Origin of the sequence: Treponema sp. OMZ 855, assembly GCF_024181145.1 — a bacterium.
Lineage (GTDB): Bacteria > Spirochaetota > Spirochaetia > Treponematales > Treponemataceae > Treponema.
On the sequence record NZ_CP051194.1, the window covers coordinates 441,114 to 459,543 of the forward strand.

Consider the following 18,430-nt stretch of genomic DNA (forward strand, 5'->3'; position numbering starts at 1 on the left):
TGATAATCCTTTCAATTTTCGAAAAGATATGCAAATCCTTGTTTTGACTTAGTCTTTGTATCTAAATTATATTTAAAAAAACAAAGTGCTTGCTGACTATAAAAAAATAAATAAACATTATAAAAAATAATTTTTTTTATGCAGAATGGCTGCTCTATTAAAATCTATATAATCTTCCAAACTTGATTTACCTTTTAAAATATATTCCATTTTTTTCTACCCCGCGCTCTACTAGGCGTCCACATAACATTGTTTTAAACCGAAAACGGGCACAGTCCCGTTTGTCGGCTTTGAAAACTGTGTTATGTGTTATTTTCTTTAAGTTTATAAGCTATAATATTAACAGTTCCTTTTCCTTTATATTTAGTCATTTCATATAAATCAGATTTTCGTTCAATATATTCAGGTAATTTTTTAACACCGTATTTTGATATGTCAAAATCAGGTTTTACCCTTTTTATATATGTTCCTGCGGAACTTACATTTGTATATCCAGTTTCGTCATCTTGATAAGAATTTGCAGCAATTTGTAACAATCTATCTAATTCGTCTATTTCTGTTTCTTTGTTATTTGCATTATTTTCAACTTCCTCAATAACTTCATCAGAATCCATGTTAAGTTTTTCTAAACAAAGATATAGATCACAAGATTGTTTAAAAGCTTCTGAGGCAGACTCTTTACCTACACCTATCACGAATTTGCCTGATTCACGCAGTTTAATAGCTAAAGGAGTAAAATCGCTATCACTTGAAACAATTGCATATGTATCATAATTGGAAGTATATAGAAAATCTAAGGCATCTATTACTAATGCCATGTCAGTTGCATTTTTACCTTTTACATAATCAATCTGTTGGATTGGTTTAATAGCGAGATTTCTAAAATCATCTTCCCATTTCTTTAACACTTCTTTTGTCCAATTACCATAGGCTCTTTTTACAACAATTCTACCGTATGCTGAAATTTCCATTATTACAGATTTCATTTTTTTTTCTTGCGTATTATCAGCATCGATTAATAAAGCAATTATTTGTTCACTATTTATCATTCTTCGGTTCATCCTCATCTGCTCTAGTAGAGCAGTCCACATAACATTGTTCCGACCCTTCCCCATAATATCATAAAAACTACTCGTTTGCAATCTAAACTGTTACAAGATAAGAAATTAAATCTTTCTTCCATAGTATCCACCGGAACACATCATCAACAGCCAGATTAGGCCTATCTTTGCTAAATAGGATAAAGACAAATCGCATTCAATCTATAGGGCTTTGAACACCAAGCTCACTACGGTTGAGAACGCGGGTACCATAGCTGTCTTAATATCGTTAGGATCGAAAAACTCTTGGATGGTGCGGATATCGTAATCTGATTCCAGTAGATGTGTTGCTCATAGCGATGTTATTTTGCACTCCAACTATCCAATAAATAATAAAATGGGAATGTTGCAAAATGGATAAATACAATTTTTAATTTTATTCTATTTTCTTGTTTTATTGGAAATGGCGATTTCAATATTACTACAGAATCCAGCTCTTCATCTGATAATTCTCTATTCAGTCCCCAAGCAATAGGATACACAATTAATAATACGCTCGGTACCAAAAGTACAAACAATCGATTTGCCTGATAAAAACCATAACCGAGCAAGAGGCTGAAAATGAGGTTGTCAATAAGTGAAAGAAATCGATGTACTATTTTGAATCTCTGTGTAAATCTATATAAAATAAATAAAATGAAATTTACTAATGCATATAAAAATATTAGTGAAGTAAACTTCTCTTCGGTCATTTAGTTCTTTGCTTTTGCAGGCTATTATAATCTCAAGGATAATATCACAGTATCAATAACATACCCCGACGCAGAGCGCCGGGGTGTAAGGGGTGATTTTTTAATACGGTTCGCCGTTTGCTTTGGGAGCGGCAGAGTTTTTACTGAACAGTACGAGGGCTATCAGCGTAACAAGATAGGGGAATATCTTGAGCCACACCGGCGGTATGCCGCTTAAAGCGGGGATCACCTGCGAAACGTTCGCGACGGTACGGGCAAAGCCGAAGAAGAAGGTTGCACCCAAAATGCCGAACGGTTTCCATTGGCCGAAGATCAAAGCAGCGATAGCCAAAAAGCCGAGACCGTCTACACTTCCGTTAAACTCTCCCGAATAGGTTACGAGGATAATAGCGCCGCCCAATGCGGAAAGTGCACCGCTCGCGCATACCGCAAAGTATCGCATTCGATGTACGTTAATGCCGGCGCTCGCAACGGCGGACGGATGCTCGCCGCAGGCACGCAACCGTAATCCGAATGAGGTCTTATACAGCAGTATCCACGACAGAATGAGTATCAGTAATACCATCCACGTACTCCAATACACTTGCGAAAAGAAAAGCGGCCCCAATACGGGAATTTTTGAAAGACCGGGTATGTCCTGCCGGATAATGCCTGCAACACGTACGTTTCCCGAACCGGTTATCGTGCGAGCCATATAGATGGTCAATGCGGCGGCGAGCATGTTGATGGCGGTACCGCTGATAACCTGATCCGCTTTCAGCGTAATCGACGCAAAGGCATGCAACAGCGAAAAGAGAATACCGGCTATAGCCGCAACCAGCAATCCGATAGGAATAACGATCCCTGCAGGAAGGGATTGCTGCAGTAAATTGATAGTTACCGCTGCAGAGAAACTGCCGATAAGCATAAGTCCTTCAAGACCGAGGTTCGTAACACCGCTTCGCTCACTGTATAATCCGCCGAGAGAAGTAATCAAAAGAGGAATCGTATATGCAATTACATAGGGAAAAATTAAGGTTAAAATATGCCACATACGTTATACCTCCTCTGCAGAAAGCCCGGCTGTTTGGCGTGTACGTATCTTTTTGGAAATAGTTCCCCAGAAGCGTTTAAAGAGCAGACTGGTTGCAGTAAAATAGATAATAACCGCAATGATAGTGTCTGCAATTTCCGGCGGAACAATAGTGTTCGCGCTCATAAAGCCTTTACCGACGTGCAGCACTCCGAAGAAAATTGAACTGAGTGCAACTCCGATCGGTGTCCCTGCACCAAGCAATGAAACAGCGATACCATCGAACCCTTGCGAGGGCATTACGCCGATCTGCATATTCAGTGCATAGCCGGTGTAGTAGGTGAGACCTGCCAAGCCCGAAAGCGCTCCCGCTATCATCATCGAAATAACGATATTCCGGTTTACTTTAATCCCTGCATATTCCGCACAGTTGCGGTTATATCCGACTGCTTTTAATTCAAAGCCGAGGGTTGTCTTATCCAAGATAATTTTAAGGAGAATCATTGCAAGAATGCCGAGAAAGATACCGTAGTTTACGTATTCGCTGCTGAACAAGTTGGTAAGCCATGGGGTACGAAGCGAGCGGGTAACGGCAATGGATTTACTTTCCGTTTCAAGATATTCCGCTTTTAAGTAACCCGGTACGATATAAAATACCAGCCAATAGGCAATCCAGTTCATCATAATAGTTGAAACAACTTCGTGTACGTTGAACAGCGCTTTTAATAAACCGGGAATGACACCCCAAAGAGCACCGCTCACGACACCGATAAGAATCAGTAAAATAAAAAAGAGCGGTCGAGGCATAGAGGTTGCCGATAAGGCAAACATACTGCCGAGCAATCCGCCGATCAGCATCTGCCCCGAACCTCCGATATTAAAGAGACCGGTTTTAAATGCAAATGAGACGGAAAGACCTACTAATAAAAGTGTCGTTGCAGTTGCAAGCGTATTTCCGATACGTTCGATGTTCATCAAACCGCCGCGGAAAAGGTAGGTAAAGGCAATAACAGGATTTTCTCCGATAAAAAGGATGAGAATTGCCCCTGCAATTAAACCGAGCAATACGGCAGAAAGGCTGATTACAAGGGTATTATCCGCAAGAGCCGTGTGTTTTTTTATCATCACTGTTGGCCTCCATGTTTGTGCTTATCTCCGGCCATCATCAAGCCTACTTCTTCAACGGTCGTTTCTTCAGGGCGGACGATACCGGTTAAAGCGCCGCGGTGCATAACCGCAATTCGATCCGACAAGTTGAAGATTTCGTCCAATTCAAAAGAAATGAGTAAAACAGCCCGTCCTCTGTCGCGGTGCTTTACCAGTTCTTTATGAATTGCTTCGATAGCGCCGACGTCCAAACCGCGGGTAGGCTGCACGGCGATCAGTAATTCGGGATCGAGGGCTATTTCGCGTCCGAGGATAGCCTTTTGCTGATTACCGCCGCTCAAGTTCCGTGCTGCGGAATAAACGCCTTCGCCCGAACGGACGTCGAATTGTTTGGTGATATCGCCTGCAAATGAGAACATCTTGTTTTTATGCAGGAAGCCGTGCTTTTGGAAAGGTTCTTTGTAGTACGATTTAATGATGGTGTTTTCCGCAATGGAATACTGCATAACCAAACCGTGCTTTTGACGGTCTTCGGGAACCAAGCCCATACCCGATTCGTTGCGTTCGCGGATTGATGTTTTTGTGATATCCTTACCGCAAAGCAGAACAGATCCTTCCGCAACCGGCATTAAGCCCGAAAGTGCATGAACAAGCTCGCTTTGTCCGTTCCCGTCTACACCTGCGATACCGACAATTTCACCCTTGCGTACTTGCAGCGAGAAATCGTTGACGGCAGGTACCTTTTTGGAACCGATAACTTTAAGATTTTGTATATCAAGCACTACTTCACCGGGTTGGGCAGGGGCTTTTTGCACCTTAAATTCAACCGGACGTCCGACCATCTTTGCCGCCATCTCATTTTTTGAAGTGGTTGCAACGTCTATCACATCGATAAACTTTCCTCTCCGTATAATGGTGCAGCGGTCTGCAACGTCCTTAATTTCCTGTAATTTATGGGTAATGAGGATAATGGATTTTCCTTCTTTTACCAGATTCCTCATTATTTGGATAAGTTCTTCGATTTCTTGCGGCGTTAAAACGGCGGTCGGTTCGTCAAAGATGAGCACTTCCGCATCGCGGTACAGCATTTTTAAAATTTCTACACGCTGTTGCATACCAACCGTTATATCCATAATGCGTGCATTAGGATCGATTTGTAATCCGTATCGGGTGCTTAAATCTTTTATTTTTGTCTCGGCCTTATGCAGGTCAAGAAAAAAACCGCCTTCTTTTCCGAGTATAATATTTTCGGTAACGGTAAAGTTATGTACAAGCTGGAAATGCTGGTGTACCATACCGATACCGAGTTCATTGGCATCATTCGGATTATTGATAACCGCGTGTTTACCGTTGACGAGGATTTCTCCCGCATCAGGGTGATATAAACCGAATAAAATACTCATAAGAGTGGATTTACCTGCGCCGTTTTCCCCGAGAATTGCGTGGATTTCCCCTTTTTTTACCTGCAATGTTATATCATCATTTGCAACAATACCGGGGAATTCCTTGCGGATGTGGCGCATTTCGATAGCATATTGTTCAGACAGATCAGGCCTTCCTTTATTTACACTGTAAACTTTTATCTAATTATTGGTGTTAAAAACCTCTGTTTTCAGAGGTTCCTTATAAACAATTAAAGAAAAATCCGAGGTGTATACATTCATACAGCCTCGGATTCGCAAAAAGAAATGCTTATCGATTAACGGAATAAATCGCCTTGCTTGTCGGCAACAACGATAGCATCCGATTTAATCTGCTGATAAATTTCATCTACTTTCTTTTGTACATCATCGGAAAGGTTGGGATTTTCAGCAGGAATACCGACCGCATCTTCTTTTGCAGTTAAAACAAGTGTCGTTCCTCCCTGGAATTTGCCGTTGAGTTCATCTTTGATCATATCATAGGATGCACGGTCTACATACTTCATTGCAGAGGTTAGAATAATCGACTTTCCATCGGGGAGTAAGCCTTCGTTATACTGATTAACGTCAACGCCGACAACCCATACGTCTTTTCCGACCTGACGGCGTGCTTTCGCTTCGTTGATAACACCAACGCCGACACCGCCTGCTGCTGCGTGGATACAGGTAACACCGCGGTCAAACATAGAAGCTGCGATCTGCTGGCCTGCCGCAATGTCGCTGAATGTTCCCTGATATACGAAATCTTCCGGATGCATTTCGATGTTTGTTCCGAGATTTTCATTGGCGTATTTGATACCCTGTTGCCATCCCCAGTTAAACTTCTGGACAGCCGGAATTTCCATACCGCCGATAAATCCGAAGCGGCCTTCTTTTAATTGAAGTGCGGCGGCAAGACCTGCTGTGAAGCCTGCTTCCTGTTCGGCAAAAAGAATACCGATGGTGTTCGGGCCGTTTTGAGCGTCATACGAATCGGCGGGGTGAGCGTTACCGTCGATGATAACGAGCTTTGCATCAGGATATTTTGTCTGAGCCTTGAAAATTGCAGTTTCAAACTTGAATCCGGGGCAAACGATGAATTTATACCCTGAATCATAAAGGTTGGAAATTTCTTTTACATAGTCCGCTTCAGTTGTTCCGACCGGCTTTAAGTATTTAATTTCAACGCCGAGTTCTTCTTTTGCACGGATAATGCCTTCCCATGTCCCCTGATTGAATGATTTATCATCAATCGTTCCCGCATCGGTAACCATACCGACTTTCATAGCTTTCTTTGCCGGTTCTTCGCTCTTTGTACATGAGCAAATGACAAAGGCACTGAATACCAGCATGGCTGTTCCCATTACTGTTTTAAAGCTTATTTTTCGCATATTTGCGCCTCCTCAAATAAGTTTATTAAGTATACCCCAATAAAAATACCGTGTCAAATCGTTAATATATTCTTTTATAGGATAACCGCATCAGAGTTTTTTGAATATCTCAGACCGTATGTCGCTGCTGGGAACTACCGCCATCTCGTAGTCAAAACTATACACGGATGTATAGTTTTGACGGTAGATGTGCCGTATATTTGCAAAAGATGATAACCCTGCTATACTATTGCTATGAACATTACCCGCAAACTGCCGCTCGGCGTGCAGAGCTTTAAAGATTTACGGGAAAAGGGTTTCCTTTATGTGGATAAAACGGAATACCTTTTTCGGTTAGCAAACAGCAGTAAGGTGTATTTCCTCAGCCGTCCGCGGCGATTTGGTAAGAGCCTCTTTCTTTCAACCTTAGCGGCATATTTCCGCGGGCAAAAAGAGCTGTTTAAAGGTTTGTATCTTGAAAAAGCAGAAGAGGAGCAGGCTGCACAAGAAAACCGAACCCCGTGGCAAGCATATTCGGTGCTGTATTTTGACTTTAATATTGGACAGTATCTTGAAAGCGAAGCTTTGAGCGAACGGCTCGATTCTTTATTAAAGGAGCAGGAAAGCCTATACGGTATACTCGTTGCAAAAGAGGAAAAGCCGTTTTTTGCCTCACGTTTTGAACGGCTGATAAAGGCTGCCTATCAACAAACCGGCAAGCAGGTAGTTATTCTTGTAGACGAATACGATAAACCGCTTTTACAAACGATGGGAATAAATGAAGAGCTGAATGAACACTACCGTAATACGCTCAAAGCATTTTACTCGGTGATTAAAACCTGTGATGAATATATCCGCTTTGCCTTTCTCACTGGTGTTACCAAGTTTAGCAAGATCAGTATTTTTAGCGATTTGAATAATCTCAAAGATATCAGCCTCAATGAAACCTATGCTGGCATTTGCGGTATGAGTCAAACAGAGCTTGAAACAAATTTTCAACCGGAGATACAAGCACTTGCAGAAAAACAAAAGCTCGACTATCCGCAGGCACTTGCAGCCCTAAAGCAATGGTATGACGGCTATCTGTTCCATCCGGCAGGGGAAGGAATGTATAATCCCTATAGCATTCTCAATGCTTTTGATGATAAAGAGCTAAAAAGTTACTGGTTCGGTACGGGAACGCCGACTTTCTTAGTCAACTTTTTAAAAGAAGCGCATTATTATATCCCCGATCTGGACGGAAAAGTTGAACTTGATGAGGATGGCTTGCAAACCTACCGGGCAGTAGCACAAGATACGTTGCCTATCCTGTTTCAAGCAGGGTATTTAACTATCAAGAGATATATCAACGATTTGAGGCTGTATCAGCTGGGGTTTCCGAATGATGAGGTACGGTACGGTTTTTTACAAAACCTGTTACCGGCATACTCCGATATACCGTTCGGTCAAACAGGGGTATGGATAGGACGCTTTGTACAGGACATCCGTAATGGCAAAGTGGATGAGTTTATGGAGCGGATGCAAGCGATTATCTCAAGTATTCCATATGACAACTTCACCGCAGAAAACCTGAAACTGCGGGAGCAGAACTACCAAACAGCAGTGTATCTCGTCTTTGCGCTGATGGGGCAGTTTGTACAGACAGAGGTGCATTGTTCAACTGGTCGGGCCGATTGTATAGTTACGACTGCTGATAGCATCTATGTCTTTGAGTTTAAGCTCTCCGGTAACGGTAGCGCAGAAGATGCCCTCGTGCAGATAAAAAAGAACGGTTATGCTGCACAGCACAAGGCAGACGGGAAAAAGATTGTGCTCATCGGTGCAGGATTTGATGAAGAAAAGCGTACCATCAAAGAGTGGAAAGTAGAGCTGCGGTGATACAAGCTAAATCCCGTACCGATCCTTTTTGTGCAGCACGAAGTAGATGCACACACCGCTACCGCTTTTGAAAACATACTCTCCGTAAGCCTTTTGAAATAGCCTGTCCAGAAGTGTACATCCGTGTACACTTCTGGACGCGAGTTTTTGCGAAGCAAAAACGTCGCTTCTGAGTGGAACCACGGACATCCTCGCCCAAAATGAACACGGATGTTCATTTTGGGCTACGAGTTTGTAAACAAACTCGCTTCTGAGTGGAACCAGTGGCATCCGTGCCAAGTTCAAAAATTGACCTCCTTGTCAATTTTTGAACGCGAGTTTTTGCTGCGCAAAAACATCGCTACTGCGTAGAACCACGGACATCCCTGTCCGTTTTGAAACGTCAAGTATTTATTTTTGTGCAGCACGAAGTAGATGCACACACCTCTACCGCTTTTGAAAACACATTTTCCGTAAGCCTTTTGAAATAGCCTGTCCAGAAGTGTACATCCGTGTACACTTCTGGACGCGAGTTTTTGCTGCACAAAAACATTGCTACTGCTTGAAACCACGGACATCCCTGTCCGTTCTGAAAAAAGCTCTTCCGTAAGCCTTTTGAAATAGACGGTGTAGATGCTAGGAGCGCACAAAAAACACCCGCAGGCGTACTTGTTGTACGTCGAGGACTGTTTTTTGTGAAGCGACAACGCAGATGCACCGTATATTTCAAAAGGACTCGCTGATGGCCCCAAGAGCGTCCACGGCCGCCTCTATCTCTTCCGTCGTATTAAACGTAGAAAAGCTGAAGCGGACAATCCCTTGCGCCTCGGTTTTATAGGTCTGGTGTACAAGCGGAGCGCAGTGGGCGCCGGGACGGGTTGCAATGCCGTACCGTTCATCAAGGAGGCGGCTCACTTCAGAAGACGGCACTGTTCCAATGTTCAGCCCGATAACGGGACCGGCATTTTGCACGTTCGGCGCATAGAGCGTGATAAACGGAAGGTCTGCGGCGAGTTTGAAAAAGTATGCGCGCAGCTTCGCTAAGTACGCAGCGGCGTTCTCTTGTCCAAGCTGTTCGATATATGCACATCCTGCAGCCAGTCCTGCAAAGGAAGGCACATTCATGGTACCGGCTTCAAAGACATCAGGCATTGTCGCGGGGTGTGTTTTGTCAAAAGAATGAATGCCGCTGCCGCCGGAAAATACCGGCTTAAAAGCAAAGTCGCCGTTCACGACGATACCGCCGGTACCTTGCGGACCGTACAATCCCTTGTGCCCGGTAAAGCAGACAATAGTTTGTTCATATTGCGAAATATCCATCGGCATGGTACCGGCGCTTTGGGATGCATCGATAATCAATGTCAGATTGTTCTTTCTGCATAAGCCGTAAATTCGCTGCATATCCGGCACAGCACCGATAACGTTGGAGCAAGCGGTAACAATAATCGCCTTGGTATTGCTCCGTATCTGCGCTTCCATTGCCGTATAGTCAAGTTCGCCTGTTTCAAGATCAAAGCCGATAATCGAAAGCTCCGCCCCCTGACTTTCCAGCTGATAGAGCGGACGCAACACCGAGTTATGTTCGAGTGCAGTGGTAATGAGGTGATCGCCTGCTCCGAACAAACTTTTGAGTACGAGGTTCAAGGCTGCTGTTGCATTTTGGCACAGTGCAACCTGCAGCGGATCTGTTATATGGAAGATACGGGCAACGGCAACACGGGTTTTATACAAAGAGGCGAGCGCCGCATGGGCGGTTTTATGCGCAGCACGCCCCGGATTTGCAAACTGCTGCGAGACTATCGCATCATACACTGCATCTGCAACACTGTCGGGCTTATGGAGCGTTGTCGCACTGTTATCAAAATAAATCATACTGCTTACCCTTCTGACTATTTCCCAGACATCTTTACTGCGGTTCTGTCCGAGCCTTGGACGGTGAGCGTATACACATCCTGATACGCGGCTCCGCTTGTTTTTAATAAGTCAACCGCCTTTTCCGCATCTTCACGGTTGACCCGCAGCGCCATCCCGCAGCCTTCTGAGATTTCCGGAGGGAGCGGGATCAAGCGGGCGCCGGAGAGACCGGTTACTGCCATTTCCGCTGCGATTGCCTGATGAGTACTATCAAATGAAATAACGCAAAATACTTCGTTCTGCATAGCTTAGGGCTTTACGACTTTATTGGTACGCATAATTTCCGTAATACGGTACATATTGGTAGCCGAACCGACTTGCAGTTTCTCTTTTAAGCCGTAGAAATCCAAACACAGCCCGCACGCAAGCACTTCCGTCCCCTTTTCCTGCAAGGTTTTTAAATCGTTGACGGTTTTTTCGTTCTCGGTTGCAAGGCGGACACCGGAGTTATACATCACCACCATTTTAGGAATACGATCCTGTTCGGTCAGCGCATATACAAAGTTCTCCAACAGCTTTGTGCCGAAGCCTTCATCACCGGTGCCCATCTTATCGGAATTGATCACCACAACATATTCGTCAGCGCCTTGTTCCAACACGCTTGTGTCGTTCAAAATGGCACAAGCCTCGCAACCTTGAAAGTCATAGAGTACGGTGTATTCCGCATCGTTCAGCTTGGTAACGCTTGCTTTGATATTCAGCTGTCCTGCCATCTTGGTCAGGTTCTGGGTCGCAATTTCGTTATCCACCCGTATCAGGATGTTTTCTCCTGCAGTATTTTCGCGCAATACTTTTTTCGTCATAATGACGGGAATGGGACACACTTTGCCCATCGCATTTACTTCAATCATCATTTTCCTCCATATAGAGCATTCAGATAACTATTAGGTTGAATGCCCGAGTTTTTCTTTTTAATAATTTGGGCGGCTTTTTGCGATACAATCGCAAAAACCAGGCTTTTCGGGGTTCCGCTTTCGCTTCATTCCTCCGCTACGCTTCGGAACAGCCCCGCCACGGATGGCGGTGATTTGAACATTAGCGAGTTTTTGTAAAACTCGCAGTCGATTTTTGTACACGGATGTACGGAAATCGACGGGGCGGCCCCTACAATCCTTGCCGCGGGAAAACTCGAAATTCATACCATCAACTCACCACAATCGGATAATTCGCGCGAGGTTCGATGGCGCCGATTTGGAATAGGCTGATTCCTGCCTCGGCAAAGGCCGGTTTGATTTTTTCCGCTTCGGCAGGGCTGACGGCAAAAAGTAAACCGCCTGAGGTTTGCGGGTCAAAGATGATTTCTTCGAGTGCAAAATCTTTTATGCCGAATTGAATTTTTCCTTGGGCAAAGTTCCGGTTCCGCTGTCCGCCGGCGGTAAGCAAAAATTCACCGGCTGCCTGATACGCTGCCTCAATATAGGGAATACGGTTTGCGTCAAGGCGGGCGGTAAAATCCGTGCCGGTCATTTCAGAAAGATGTCCGCTCAAGCCGAAACCGGTTACATCCGTGCAAGCATGAACGGTAAAGTTCCGGAGAACCTCGGCTGCGTATTTATTGAGGTAGGTCATCGAGGCAGCGACTTCGTCAAAGGCGGAGCGGGGAACTTCTCCTGCGCTGTACGCGGTGGCGATAATCCCGATCCCCAGTTTTTTAGTCAAAAATAACACATCTCCTGCCTGCGGAGTGTTGTTCCGCCAAATACGCTCAGGGTGTATCGTCCCCATCACGGAAAGTCCGTATTTTATTTTGGGGTCATGGATGGAGTGTCCGCCTACCAGCGCAGCCCCTGCTTCTTTTACCTTTTCTGCTCCGCCGGTTAAAATGCTTTGCAGCGCCGCGTATGCATTATCGCGGGTTGCTTCCTCAGGATAACAGACAATGTTCATTGCACATACCGGCTCACCTCCCATCGCATATATATCGCTGAGGGCATTTGCTGCTGCAATCTGTCCGAAAAGGGTAGGATCGGTTACCATCGGCGGGAAAAAATCAAGGGTCTGGATGACCGCTATATCGGGTGTCAGCTGAATAACAGCCGCATCATCGGAGCTGTCAAAGCCGACCAATAATCCTTCGTGTGAAGTCTTGGGGAGTGCTTTCAGTAAGGCGCTCAAAACACCGGCGCCGATTTTTGCATTGCATCCGCCGCAGACAAAAAGCGCCTCGCCCTGTCCGCTCGCGGATTTATTATCATTTTTCATGTATTTATTATAATATATGGGGGTGCTTTTTACAAGCAAATTTCCGACTACACCCAGGATAAACGCATCAGCACCACAACAGACGTCGGTGATATTACATTCTTTACTGCGTATTTTCGTGTACCCGTACCAAAATCATAGAAATAAACTACAGAATACAGTACAATCTCATCCGTTATGAAGCACTTTAAATTGATGGCGGACTACCAGCCTGCAGGCGATCAAGGAGATGCGATCAGGCAGCTTGCGGACGGCATACTTGCAGGCGATCGGTTCCAAACGTTGAAAGGCGTTACCGGTTCGGGCAAAACCTTTACGATGGCAAACATCATTCAGGCGGTGCAGAAGCCGACGCTGATTATCAGCCATAACAAGACCCTTGCGGCGCAGCTGTACCGCGAGTTCAAAGGCTTTTTTCCCGAAAACGCCGTCGAATACTTTGTTTCATACTATGATTACTACCAGCCGGAAGCTTATGTCCCGGCGCGAGACCTCTATATCGAAAAAGACGCTGCGATTAACGATGAGATAGACCGGCTGCGGCTTTCGGCAACATTCAGTTTGATGGAGCGGCGGGATGTTATCGTTGTGTCAACGGTGTCGTGTATTTACGGCTTAGGCTTGCCCGAATCATGGCGCGATTTACGCATCACCATAGAAAAAGGGCAGACCGTTGATCCCGGTAAACTCAAAAAACAGCTGATCAGTCTGCAATATGAGCGCAACGATGCAGTGCTAGAGCGCGGCAGGTTCCGTGTGAAGGGCGATGTGATGGAAATATTCCCTGCTTATATGGAAGAAGCCTACCGCATCGAGTTTGACTGGGAAGAGATTGTGCGTATCCGCCGCTTTAGCCCGCTGACCGGCGAAGTGAGCCAAGAATACGAAGAGCTTTCGATCTATCCTGCAAAGCACTTTGTCCTACCGGAAAATGCTATCCCCAATGCTATCGAGCGGATTAAGCAGGAGCTTGATGCACGTTTGGAAACGCTCAAGGCGCAGGGAAAGCTCTTTGAGGCTGAACGGCTGAAAACCCGTACCGAATACGATATCGAAATGCTCTCCGAGATGGGGCATTGCCCGGGTATAGAAAACTACTCCGCACCGATTGCGAACCGGCAGCCGGGGGAACCGCCTGCAACTCTCTTTCACTATTTTCCAAAAGATTTTCTCCTGTTTATGGACGAAAGTCACGTAACATTTCCGCAGATCGGCGCGATGTACGAAGGCGACCGCAGCCGCAAGCAAAACCTCGTCGATTTCGGCTTCCGGCTTCCCTGCGCGCTGGATAACCGCCCGCTCAAAATCAATGAATTTGAATCGATGCTCAATCAGGCAGTCTTTGTTTCCGCAACGCCCGGTCCGAAAGAATTGCAATATTCTACCCGCGTTGTTGAGCAGCTCATTCGCCCGACCGGTCTTTTAGACCCGCTCATCGAAATTCATCCGAGTGAGGGTCAGATGGAGCATATCTACGGCGAGGTGAAAAAGCGTATCGCAAAGGATGAGCGGAGCCTTATCCTCACCCTCACCAAGAAGATGGCGGAAGACCTTACCGACTACCTCACCGGTCTGGGCTTAAAGGTAAAGTACATTCACAGCGAGGTGGAAACCATCGAGCGGGTAGAAATCCTCAAGGGCTTGAGGGCGGGTGAGTTCGATGTGCTCATCGGAATTAACCTCCTGCGGGAAGGTATCGACCTGCCGGAAGTGTCGTTTATCGGCATCCTCGACGCGGATAAAATCGGCTTTTTGCGGTCAACCACCAGCCTGGTACAGATTGTCGGACGGGCGGCGCGTAATGCCAACGGCAGCGTGGTGATGTATGCCGACCGTATCAGCGACGCGATGAAGGAAACAATAGAAGAAACAACCCGCCGCCGTTCAATTCAGCAAGCATACAACGATGAGCACGGCATTACGCCCAAGACCATCAAAAAATCCATCGAGGATATTTTGGTACGCGAAACGGAAATCAAAAAAGAAGCCGCCCGCGCCGAAACCGAGCCACTCGTCAACAGCTTCAATATTTTGAACCCCGCCGACCGCAAAAAGCTTATCAAAAAGCTCGAATCACAGATGGCAGAATATGCAGATATGCTGTTGTTTGAAGAAGCGGCGGTGGTGAGGGATAAGATTGAAGAGATTAAAAGATTGGGCTCCTTTTGAAATATACGACGCATCTACTGCGTCATACGGCACAAAAGTGTCCTCAACGTATCAAAGATACGCCTGCGGTACTTTTTTACCGTATTCCTTGTATCTGCATCGTCTATTTCAAAAGGCTAACGGCAAATGGTATTTCAGAACCGCCATGGACGGCGGTAGTTTCAAGCAGAAGCCAGTTTGTTAACGCAAACTGGCAGCCTAAAAATGAACAGGGATGTTCATTTTTGGGCGTGCCTGCGGTACTTTTTTACCGTATTCCTTGTATCTGCATCGTCTATTTCAAAAGGCTAACGGCAAATGGTATTTCAGAACCGCCACGGATGGCGGTGGTTCTACGCAGTAGCGTGTTTGTATCGCAAACACGTAGCCCAAAAATGTACAGGACGTACATTTTTGGGCGTGCCTCCGCTTTATTTTTGTTCGCGCCTTGTATCCGGTATCACTATTTTCAAAAGCGCTGGAAGTGTGTGTATTACTGCGTTGCTGCGCCTCGGATCTACGCCGTCTATTTCCAAAAGGCATTTCAGAACGGACAGGGATGTCCGTGGTTCCATGCAGTTGCGACGTTTTTGCCTAGCAAAAACTCGCGTTCAAAAATTGACAAGGAGGTCAATTTTTGAACTTGCCACGGATGGCGGTGGCTCTCCGCAGTAGCGTGTTTGCATCGCAAACACGTAGTCAAACAATGTACAAGGATGTATATTTTTGGGTGGGGAATATCCGGTAATATCTTATGCGGTCGCCTTGAATTCCTCTTGCGTCGAAATTATCGATTATGCTAGTATACGGCCATGTTTAAATATCCTAAAAGATACATATTCGCTCTAGTATATGTACTCTTAGCAACGCTGCTTTCTGCTCAAACGGTAAGCGGTAAAAAAGATATTGCAGTTTTTAGACTTTCTCATTCAAGATATATCCCTTCCGAAGTTGCCGCAAGAATAGATCAACGGATTATCGATGTTGTTACTTCTTTTAAACGGTTTAATGTGATTGGTATGGAGTATCGCCTCAACTCAAACAATATTGTGTCCTTTATCGATCAAATCAAAAGGATGAAAGAGCGTCAATCGGATATCTCGGAAACCGTGTTATCGGGAGAAGAGGCTTTTACCCGTGCCGATTGGGAACGGCTTACCGGAGCTTTTTTGGTATTTGCTCCCCGTATTACCGACTATGATGAACGTCTTATGTTTGAAGAAACTGTAGTTGAGGGCAAAAAAGTTATAAAAAAGTACTGGATAGTCAGAATAGAAGGGGCTATATCTATCCTTGATGTTTCCGGTTCCGCGAGTGAGCGGGTTATACCGCTGTCCGTTAGAAAAGTTGCAAAACGGCGTTCCGATGCGGTTGACGAAGCAATCGATTCTTTAATAAGTTCGGTTTATACGGCAATCAAATTTGAACCGGAGTTTGCATTGGCAAGCGGAGTACTTGCCGTTGACCATGAAAATAATACCGTTACAATCGAGCTGGGAAAGGATATCGGTATAAATGCAGGAGATGAATATATCCTTCAAAAATCTATCTCAGTTGCGGGGAAGCAGTCCGTAAAAGAAACCGGTTTGTTAATTATTTCGGAAGTACACGATACTTTTTCAGTTGCAAAAGTGATTTATGCAGACCAGCCGATTGTCGAAGGGGATGGGGTTAAAGAGCTTTTAAAGTCCGGTATTCTACTGCAAGAATATGCAGGTATAACGGTTCCCATTACCGGCGTAATGACAAAAGACTCAAAGGAGTTTTTGCGTGTTCAGCCGACTTTCGGTATACGGGCTGTATACAAGGCAAATTTTCATCTCAGTATATCGGTCGGATATGAGTATGCCATACAACAACCGATTGGATCCTCCGCTGTATTGAGTGCAAAACCGATGCGGCTTACTCCTTTCGGAACAGGATATTTAGGTATCGGGGTTTATAATTTCTATACATCCCGTTTTAAGATTACACCGGAATTACAATTTTGCTTTTCGGGTACATCCGTTGCCGCGCAATCAAATTCAGCAAAGACTTATACCGTTACTTCAACTCAACTCGGTGGGAGGGTGCTTGTATCAGCAGATTACTTTATTTCGCGGAATTGGACGATAGGCGGGAGTGCCGGATTCGGCTATATGCATAATTTACTGAGTCCCGCGCAGGCGGCTGAAAAATTGAAAAAAGAAAGCCTATTTCCCCAGCCGGAACTCGATAAGGTTAATAATTATGTATGGGATGTCCTATCATCACACATGAACTTTCATGTTTTTATAGGAATAACCCGCAGGTTCTAGGCACGTATCTCAATCTAAGGAAACTGTCCAAAACTGAAGTTTTTAGACAGCGGTCTGATATAACTCACACGATAGGGAGAAAACTATGAAAAGAAACATTGTATTATATGCACTGCTGTCAGTGCTTTTGACATCATGTACCGTTATGCCGCGGATTCCGCAGTACACAGGCAACAACCCTTATTATGCCGGTTCCGGAGAGGGATATACGTTTTTGGAAGCACTGACTCAGGCAAAAGCGAATACCCTGCGGCTTGCCGTTATCGACCTTATCGGGGAGACGGAAGAAATGCAGAACCGCAGTAAGTTACATTCCGCTTTTTACGCCGGGACAAGACCGAATGCTTACCTTGAAACCGACTATATGCGTATTTTGCGACGTGCTCAAACGTATCGCGGATACTATTGTGAGATCACCGTACCGGTAAAAATGGATGAATTACGCCGTACACTCGATATGATCGGTACCTATTCTGCAAAGGGCGGCAATATTCTATCGAGTCCTGAAGTACGTGAGGCAAAAATTAAGAGTGAATTGCAAGGAAATAATGTCGGATTTATCACACAGTATGTCGATGGTATGCTGTATATGGTTGTGCCAAATCAAAAGGCAAAAGACGGAAGTATATTTTCCAAGTCTGCCGTCAACATGGCGAATAAATACCTGCTTGACAACGGGTACCGTGCCGTTGATTATGCTGCGGTAGAAGCATTAAAATCAGATAGTGCTACGCTGTTTACTCAAGAACCTGATACGGCTGATCTTTCGGTTGTACAGTGGATTGCACAAAAACTTGGTGCTGATGTCTATATTGAAGTAGACGGTTTTGTGCAGGGCGGCCGAGAAACAGGCGGTTACTATGCTCAAGCTGAAGTTAACTTGAAAATGTACAATCCGTCTACGGGAGAATTACTCGGCGCTGTACCCTATAGCAGTCCTAAGACATTCGACCGCGGAAGTACCGAAGCTGCGGCACAGAACGCGATAAAGTCAACGGTCTTTAAAGCAATGAGTGTTGCCGTTGATCAAGCGAAAAAAGCATTGGTGCGGGATTATGCACAAGGTATTCGGTATGAAATTACTATTAACAATAGTTCCGACAGTAAACTGATGAACAAATTCCGAAATGTATTGAACACTAAAGTCGAAACAATACGGGTTATGTATCAATCTACCGCTCAAACAAAGTATGCGGTACAATATTTCGGCAGAGTTGAAGACATGGAAACTATTGTCTATTCGGCAGCAGAAGGTGTTCCCGGTATGGAAAGTATTTCACTGGTTATGATCCGGGGCAAAACACTCATGTTCCGGTTAGGGCGGTAAAAGA

The 18,430-nt window shown here is 45.0% G+C and carries 15 protein-coding genes and 1 pseudogene; 5 read left to right on the forward strand and 11 right to left on the reverse strand.

What is annotated here, in order from left to right; all coding sequences use genetic code 11:
- Positions 1-302: 302 nt before the first annotated feature.
- From E4N65_RS02130 to E4N65_RS02160, 7 genes and pseudogenes are all read right to left on the reverse strand, one after another.
- Complete coding sequence (locus tag E4N65_RS02130; RefSeq protein WP_253673838.1) at positions 303-1,049, reverse strand: NYN domain-containing protein; 747 nt, start codon at positions 1,047-1,049, stop codon at positions 303-305.
- A gap of 208 nt (positions 1,050-1,257) precedes the next feature.
- Positions 1,258-1,391, reverse strand: a pseudogene (locus E4N65_RS02135) (integron integrase); the annotation flags it as partial.
- An 11-nt stretch (positions 1,392-1,402) separates the two neighbouring features.
- A complete protein-coding gene (locus E4N65_RS02140) occupies positions 1,403-1,792 on the reverse strand; it encodes a hypothetical protein (protein ID WP_253673840.1) in 390 nt (129 codons plus the stop codon).
- 100 nt (positions 1,793-1,892) lie between these two features.
- Positions 1,893-2,825, reverse strand: coding sequence for an ABC transporter permease (locus E4N65_RS02145; protein WP_253673842.1), 933 nt, complete (start codon positions 2,823-2,825; stop codon positions 1,893-1,895).
- 3 nt (positions 2,826-2,828) lie between these two features.
- Positions 2,829-3,929, reverse strand: a complete 1,101-nt coding sequence (locus E4N65_RS02150; protein ID WP_253673844.1) for an ABC transporter permease — start codon at positions 3,927-3,929, stop codon at positions 2,829-2,831.
- Positions 3,929-5,434 (reverse strand): ABC transporter ATP-binding protein, encoded by a 1,506-nt coding sequence (locus E4N65_RS02155; protein ID WP_253673846.1) that lies wholly within the window; start codon positions 5,432-5,434, stop codon positions 3,929-3,931. The genes E4N65_RS02150 and E4N65_RS02155 overlap by 1 nt, the downstream gene beginning before the upstream one ends.
- 176 nt (positions 5,435-5,610) lie before the next feature.
- Positions 5,611-6,702 carry a BMP family lipoprotein gene (locus tag E4N65_RS02160; RefSeq protein ID WP_253673848.1) on the reverse strand — a complete coding sequence of 364 codons (1,092 nt, stop codon included), beginning with the start codon at positions 6,700-6,702 and terminating at the stop codon, positions 5,611-5,613.
- A 234-nt stretch (positions 6,703-6,936) separates the two neighbouring features.
- On the opposite strand from E4N65_RS02160, the gene E4N65_RS02165 reads away from it, so the two are divergent.
- Positions 6,937-8,559, forward strand: a complete 1,623-nt coding sequence (locus E4N65_RS02165; RefSeq protein WP_044013706.1) for an ATP-binding protein — start codon at positions 6,937-6,939, stop codon at positions 8,557-8,559.
- Positions 8,560-9,264: 705 nt separating this feature from the next.
- Here the strand turns inward: E4N65_RS02165 and E4N65_RS02170 are convergent.
- The 4 genes from E4N65_RS02170 to selD form a co-directional block, all read right to left on the reverse strand.
- Entirely contained in the window at positions 9,265-10,410 is a 1,146-nt protein-coding gene (locus tag E4N65_RS02170) for an aminotransferase class V-fold PLP-dependent enzyme (protein ID WP_253673850.1), read from the reverse strand.
- Positions 10,411-10,427: 17 nt separating this feature from the next.
- Positions 10,428-10,697 (reverse strand): putative Se/S carrier protein, encoded by a 270-nt coding sequence (locus E4N65_RS02175; protein WP_253673852.1) that lies wholly within the window; start codon positions 10,695-10,697, stop codon positions 10,428-10,430.
- Between the two features lie 3 nt (positions 10,698-10,700).
- On the reverse strand, positions 10,701-11,303 hold the full coding sequence (gene yedF, locus E4N65_RS02180; protein WP_044013699.1) for a sulfurtransferase-like selenium metabolism protein YedF: 603 nt from the start codon (positions 11,301-11,303) through the stop codon (positions 10,701-10,703).
- A 292-nt stretch (positions 11,304-11,595) separates the two neighbouring features.
- Positions 11,596-12,654: a selenide, water dikinase SelD gene (gene selD, locus E4N65_RS02185; protein WP_253673854.1), complete on the reverse strand. Its 1,059-nt coding sequence runs from the start codon at positions 12,652-12,654 to the stop codon at positions 11,596-11,598.
- A gap of 177 nt (positions 12,655-12,831) precedes the next feature.
- Here selD and uvrB point away from each other — a divergent pair, with 177 nt between their 5' ends.
- From uvrB to E4N65_RS02205, 4 genes are all read left to right on the forward strand, one after another.
- Positions 12,832-14,823, forward strand: a complete 1,992-nt coding sequence (gene uvrB / locus E4N65_RS02190; protein WP_253673856.1) for an excinuclease ABC subunit UvrB — start codon at positions 12,832-12,834, stop codon at positions 14,821-14,823.
- Positions 14,820-15,443: a hypothetical protein gene (locus tag E4N65_RS02195; RefSeq protein WP_253673858.1), complete on the forward strand. Its 624-nt coding sequence runs from the start codon at positions 14,820-14,822 to the stop codon at positions 15,441-15,443. The genes uvrB and E4N65_RS02195 overlap by 4 nt, the downstream gene beginning before the upstream one ends.
- A gap of 171 nt (positions 15,444-15,614) precedes the next feature.
- Entirely contained in the window at positions 15,615-17,099 is a 1,485-nt protein-coding gene (locus E4N65_RS02200; RefSeq protein ID WP_253673860.1) for a hypothetical protein, read from the forward strand.
- 85 nt (positions 17,100-17,184) lie between these two features.
- On the forward strand, positions 17,185-18,426 hold the full coding sequence (locus E4N65_RS02205) for a hypothetical protein (RefSeq protein ID WP_253673862.1): 1,242 nt from the start codon (positions 17,185-17,187) through the stop codon (positions 18,424-18,426).
- Positions 18,427-18,430 lie beyond the last annotated feature (4 nt).

Excerpts from the sequence above, each read along its gene's own strand:
- E4N65_RS02130 (WP_253673838.1), bottom strand. The coding sequence starts at position 1,049 with ATGATAAATAGTGAACAAATAATTGCTTTATTAATCGATGCTGATAAT.
- E4N65_RS02140 (WP_253673840.1), bottom strand. The coding sequence starts at position 1,792 with ATGACCGAAGAGAAGTTTACTTCACTAATATTTTTATATGCATTAGTA.
- E4N65_RS02145 (WP_253673842.1), bottom strand. The coding sequence starts at position 2,825 with ATGTGGCATATTTTAACCTTAATTTTTCCCTATGTAATTGCATATACG.
- E4N65_RS02150 (WP_253673844.1), bottom strand. The coding sequence starts at position 3,929 with ATGATAAAAAAACACACGGCTCTTGCGGATAATACCCTTGTAATCAGC.
- E4N65_RS02155 (WP_253673846.1), bottom strand. The coding sequence starts at position 5,434 with ATGCGCCACATCCGCAAGGAATTCCCCGGTATTGTTGCAAATGATGAT.
- E4N65_RS02160 (WP_253673848.1), bottom strand. The coding sequence starts at position 6,702 with ATGCGAAAAATAAGCTTTAAAACAGTAATGGGAACAGCCATGCTGGTA.
- E4N65_RS02165 (WP_044013706.1), top strand. The coding sequence starts at position 6,937 with ATGAACATTACCCGCAAACTGCCGCTCGGCGTGCAGAGCTTTAAAGAT.
- E4N65_RS02170 (WP_253673850.1), bottom strand. The coding sequence starts at position 10,410 with ATGATTTATTTTGATAACAGTGCGACAACGCTCCATAAGCCCGACAGT.
- E4N65_RS02175 (WP_253673852.1), bottom strand. The coding sequence starts at position 10,697 with ATGCAGAACGAAGTATTTTGCGTTATTTCATTTGATAGTACTCATCAG.
- yedF (WP_044013699.1), bottom strand. The coding sequence starts at position 11,303 with ATGATTGAAGTAAATGCGATGGGCAAAGTGTGTCCCATTCCCGTCATT.
- selD (WP_253673854.1), bottom strand. The coding sequence starts at position 12,654 with ATGAAAAATGATAATAAATCCGCGAGCGGACAGGGCGAGGCGCTTTTT.
- uvrB (WP_253673856.1), top strand. The coding sequence starts at position 12,832 with ATGAAGCACTTTAAATTGATGGCGGACTACCAGCCTGCAGGCGATCAA.
- E4N65_RS02200 (WP_253673860.1), top strand. The coding sequence starts at position 15,615 with ATGTTTAAATATCCTAAAAGATACATATTCGCTCTAGTATATGTACTC.
- E4N65_RS02205 (WP_253673862.1), top strand. The coding sequence starts at position 17,185 with ATGAAAAGAAACATTGTATTATATGCACTGCTGTCAGTGCTTTTGACA.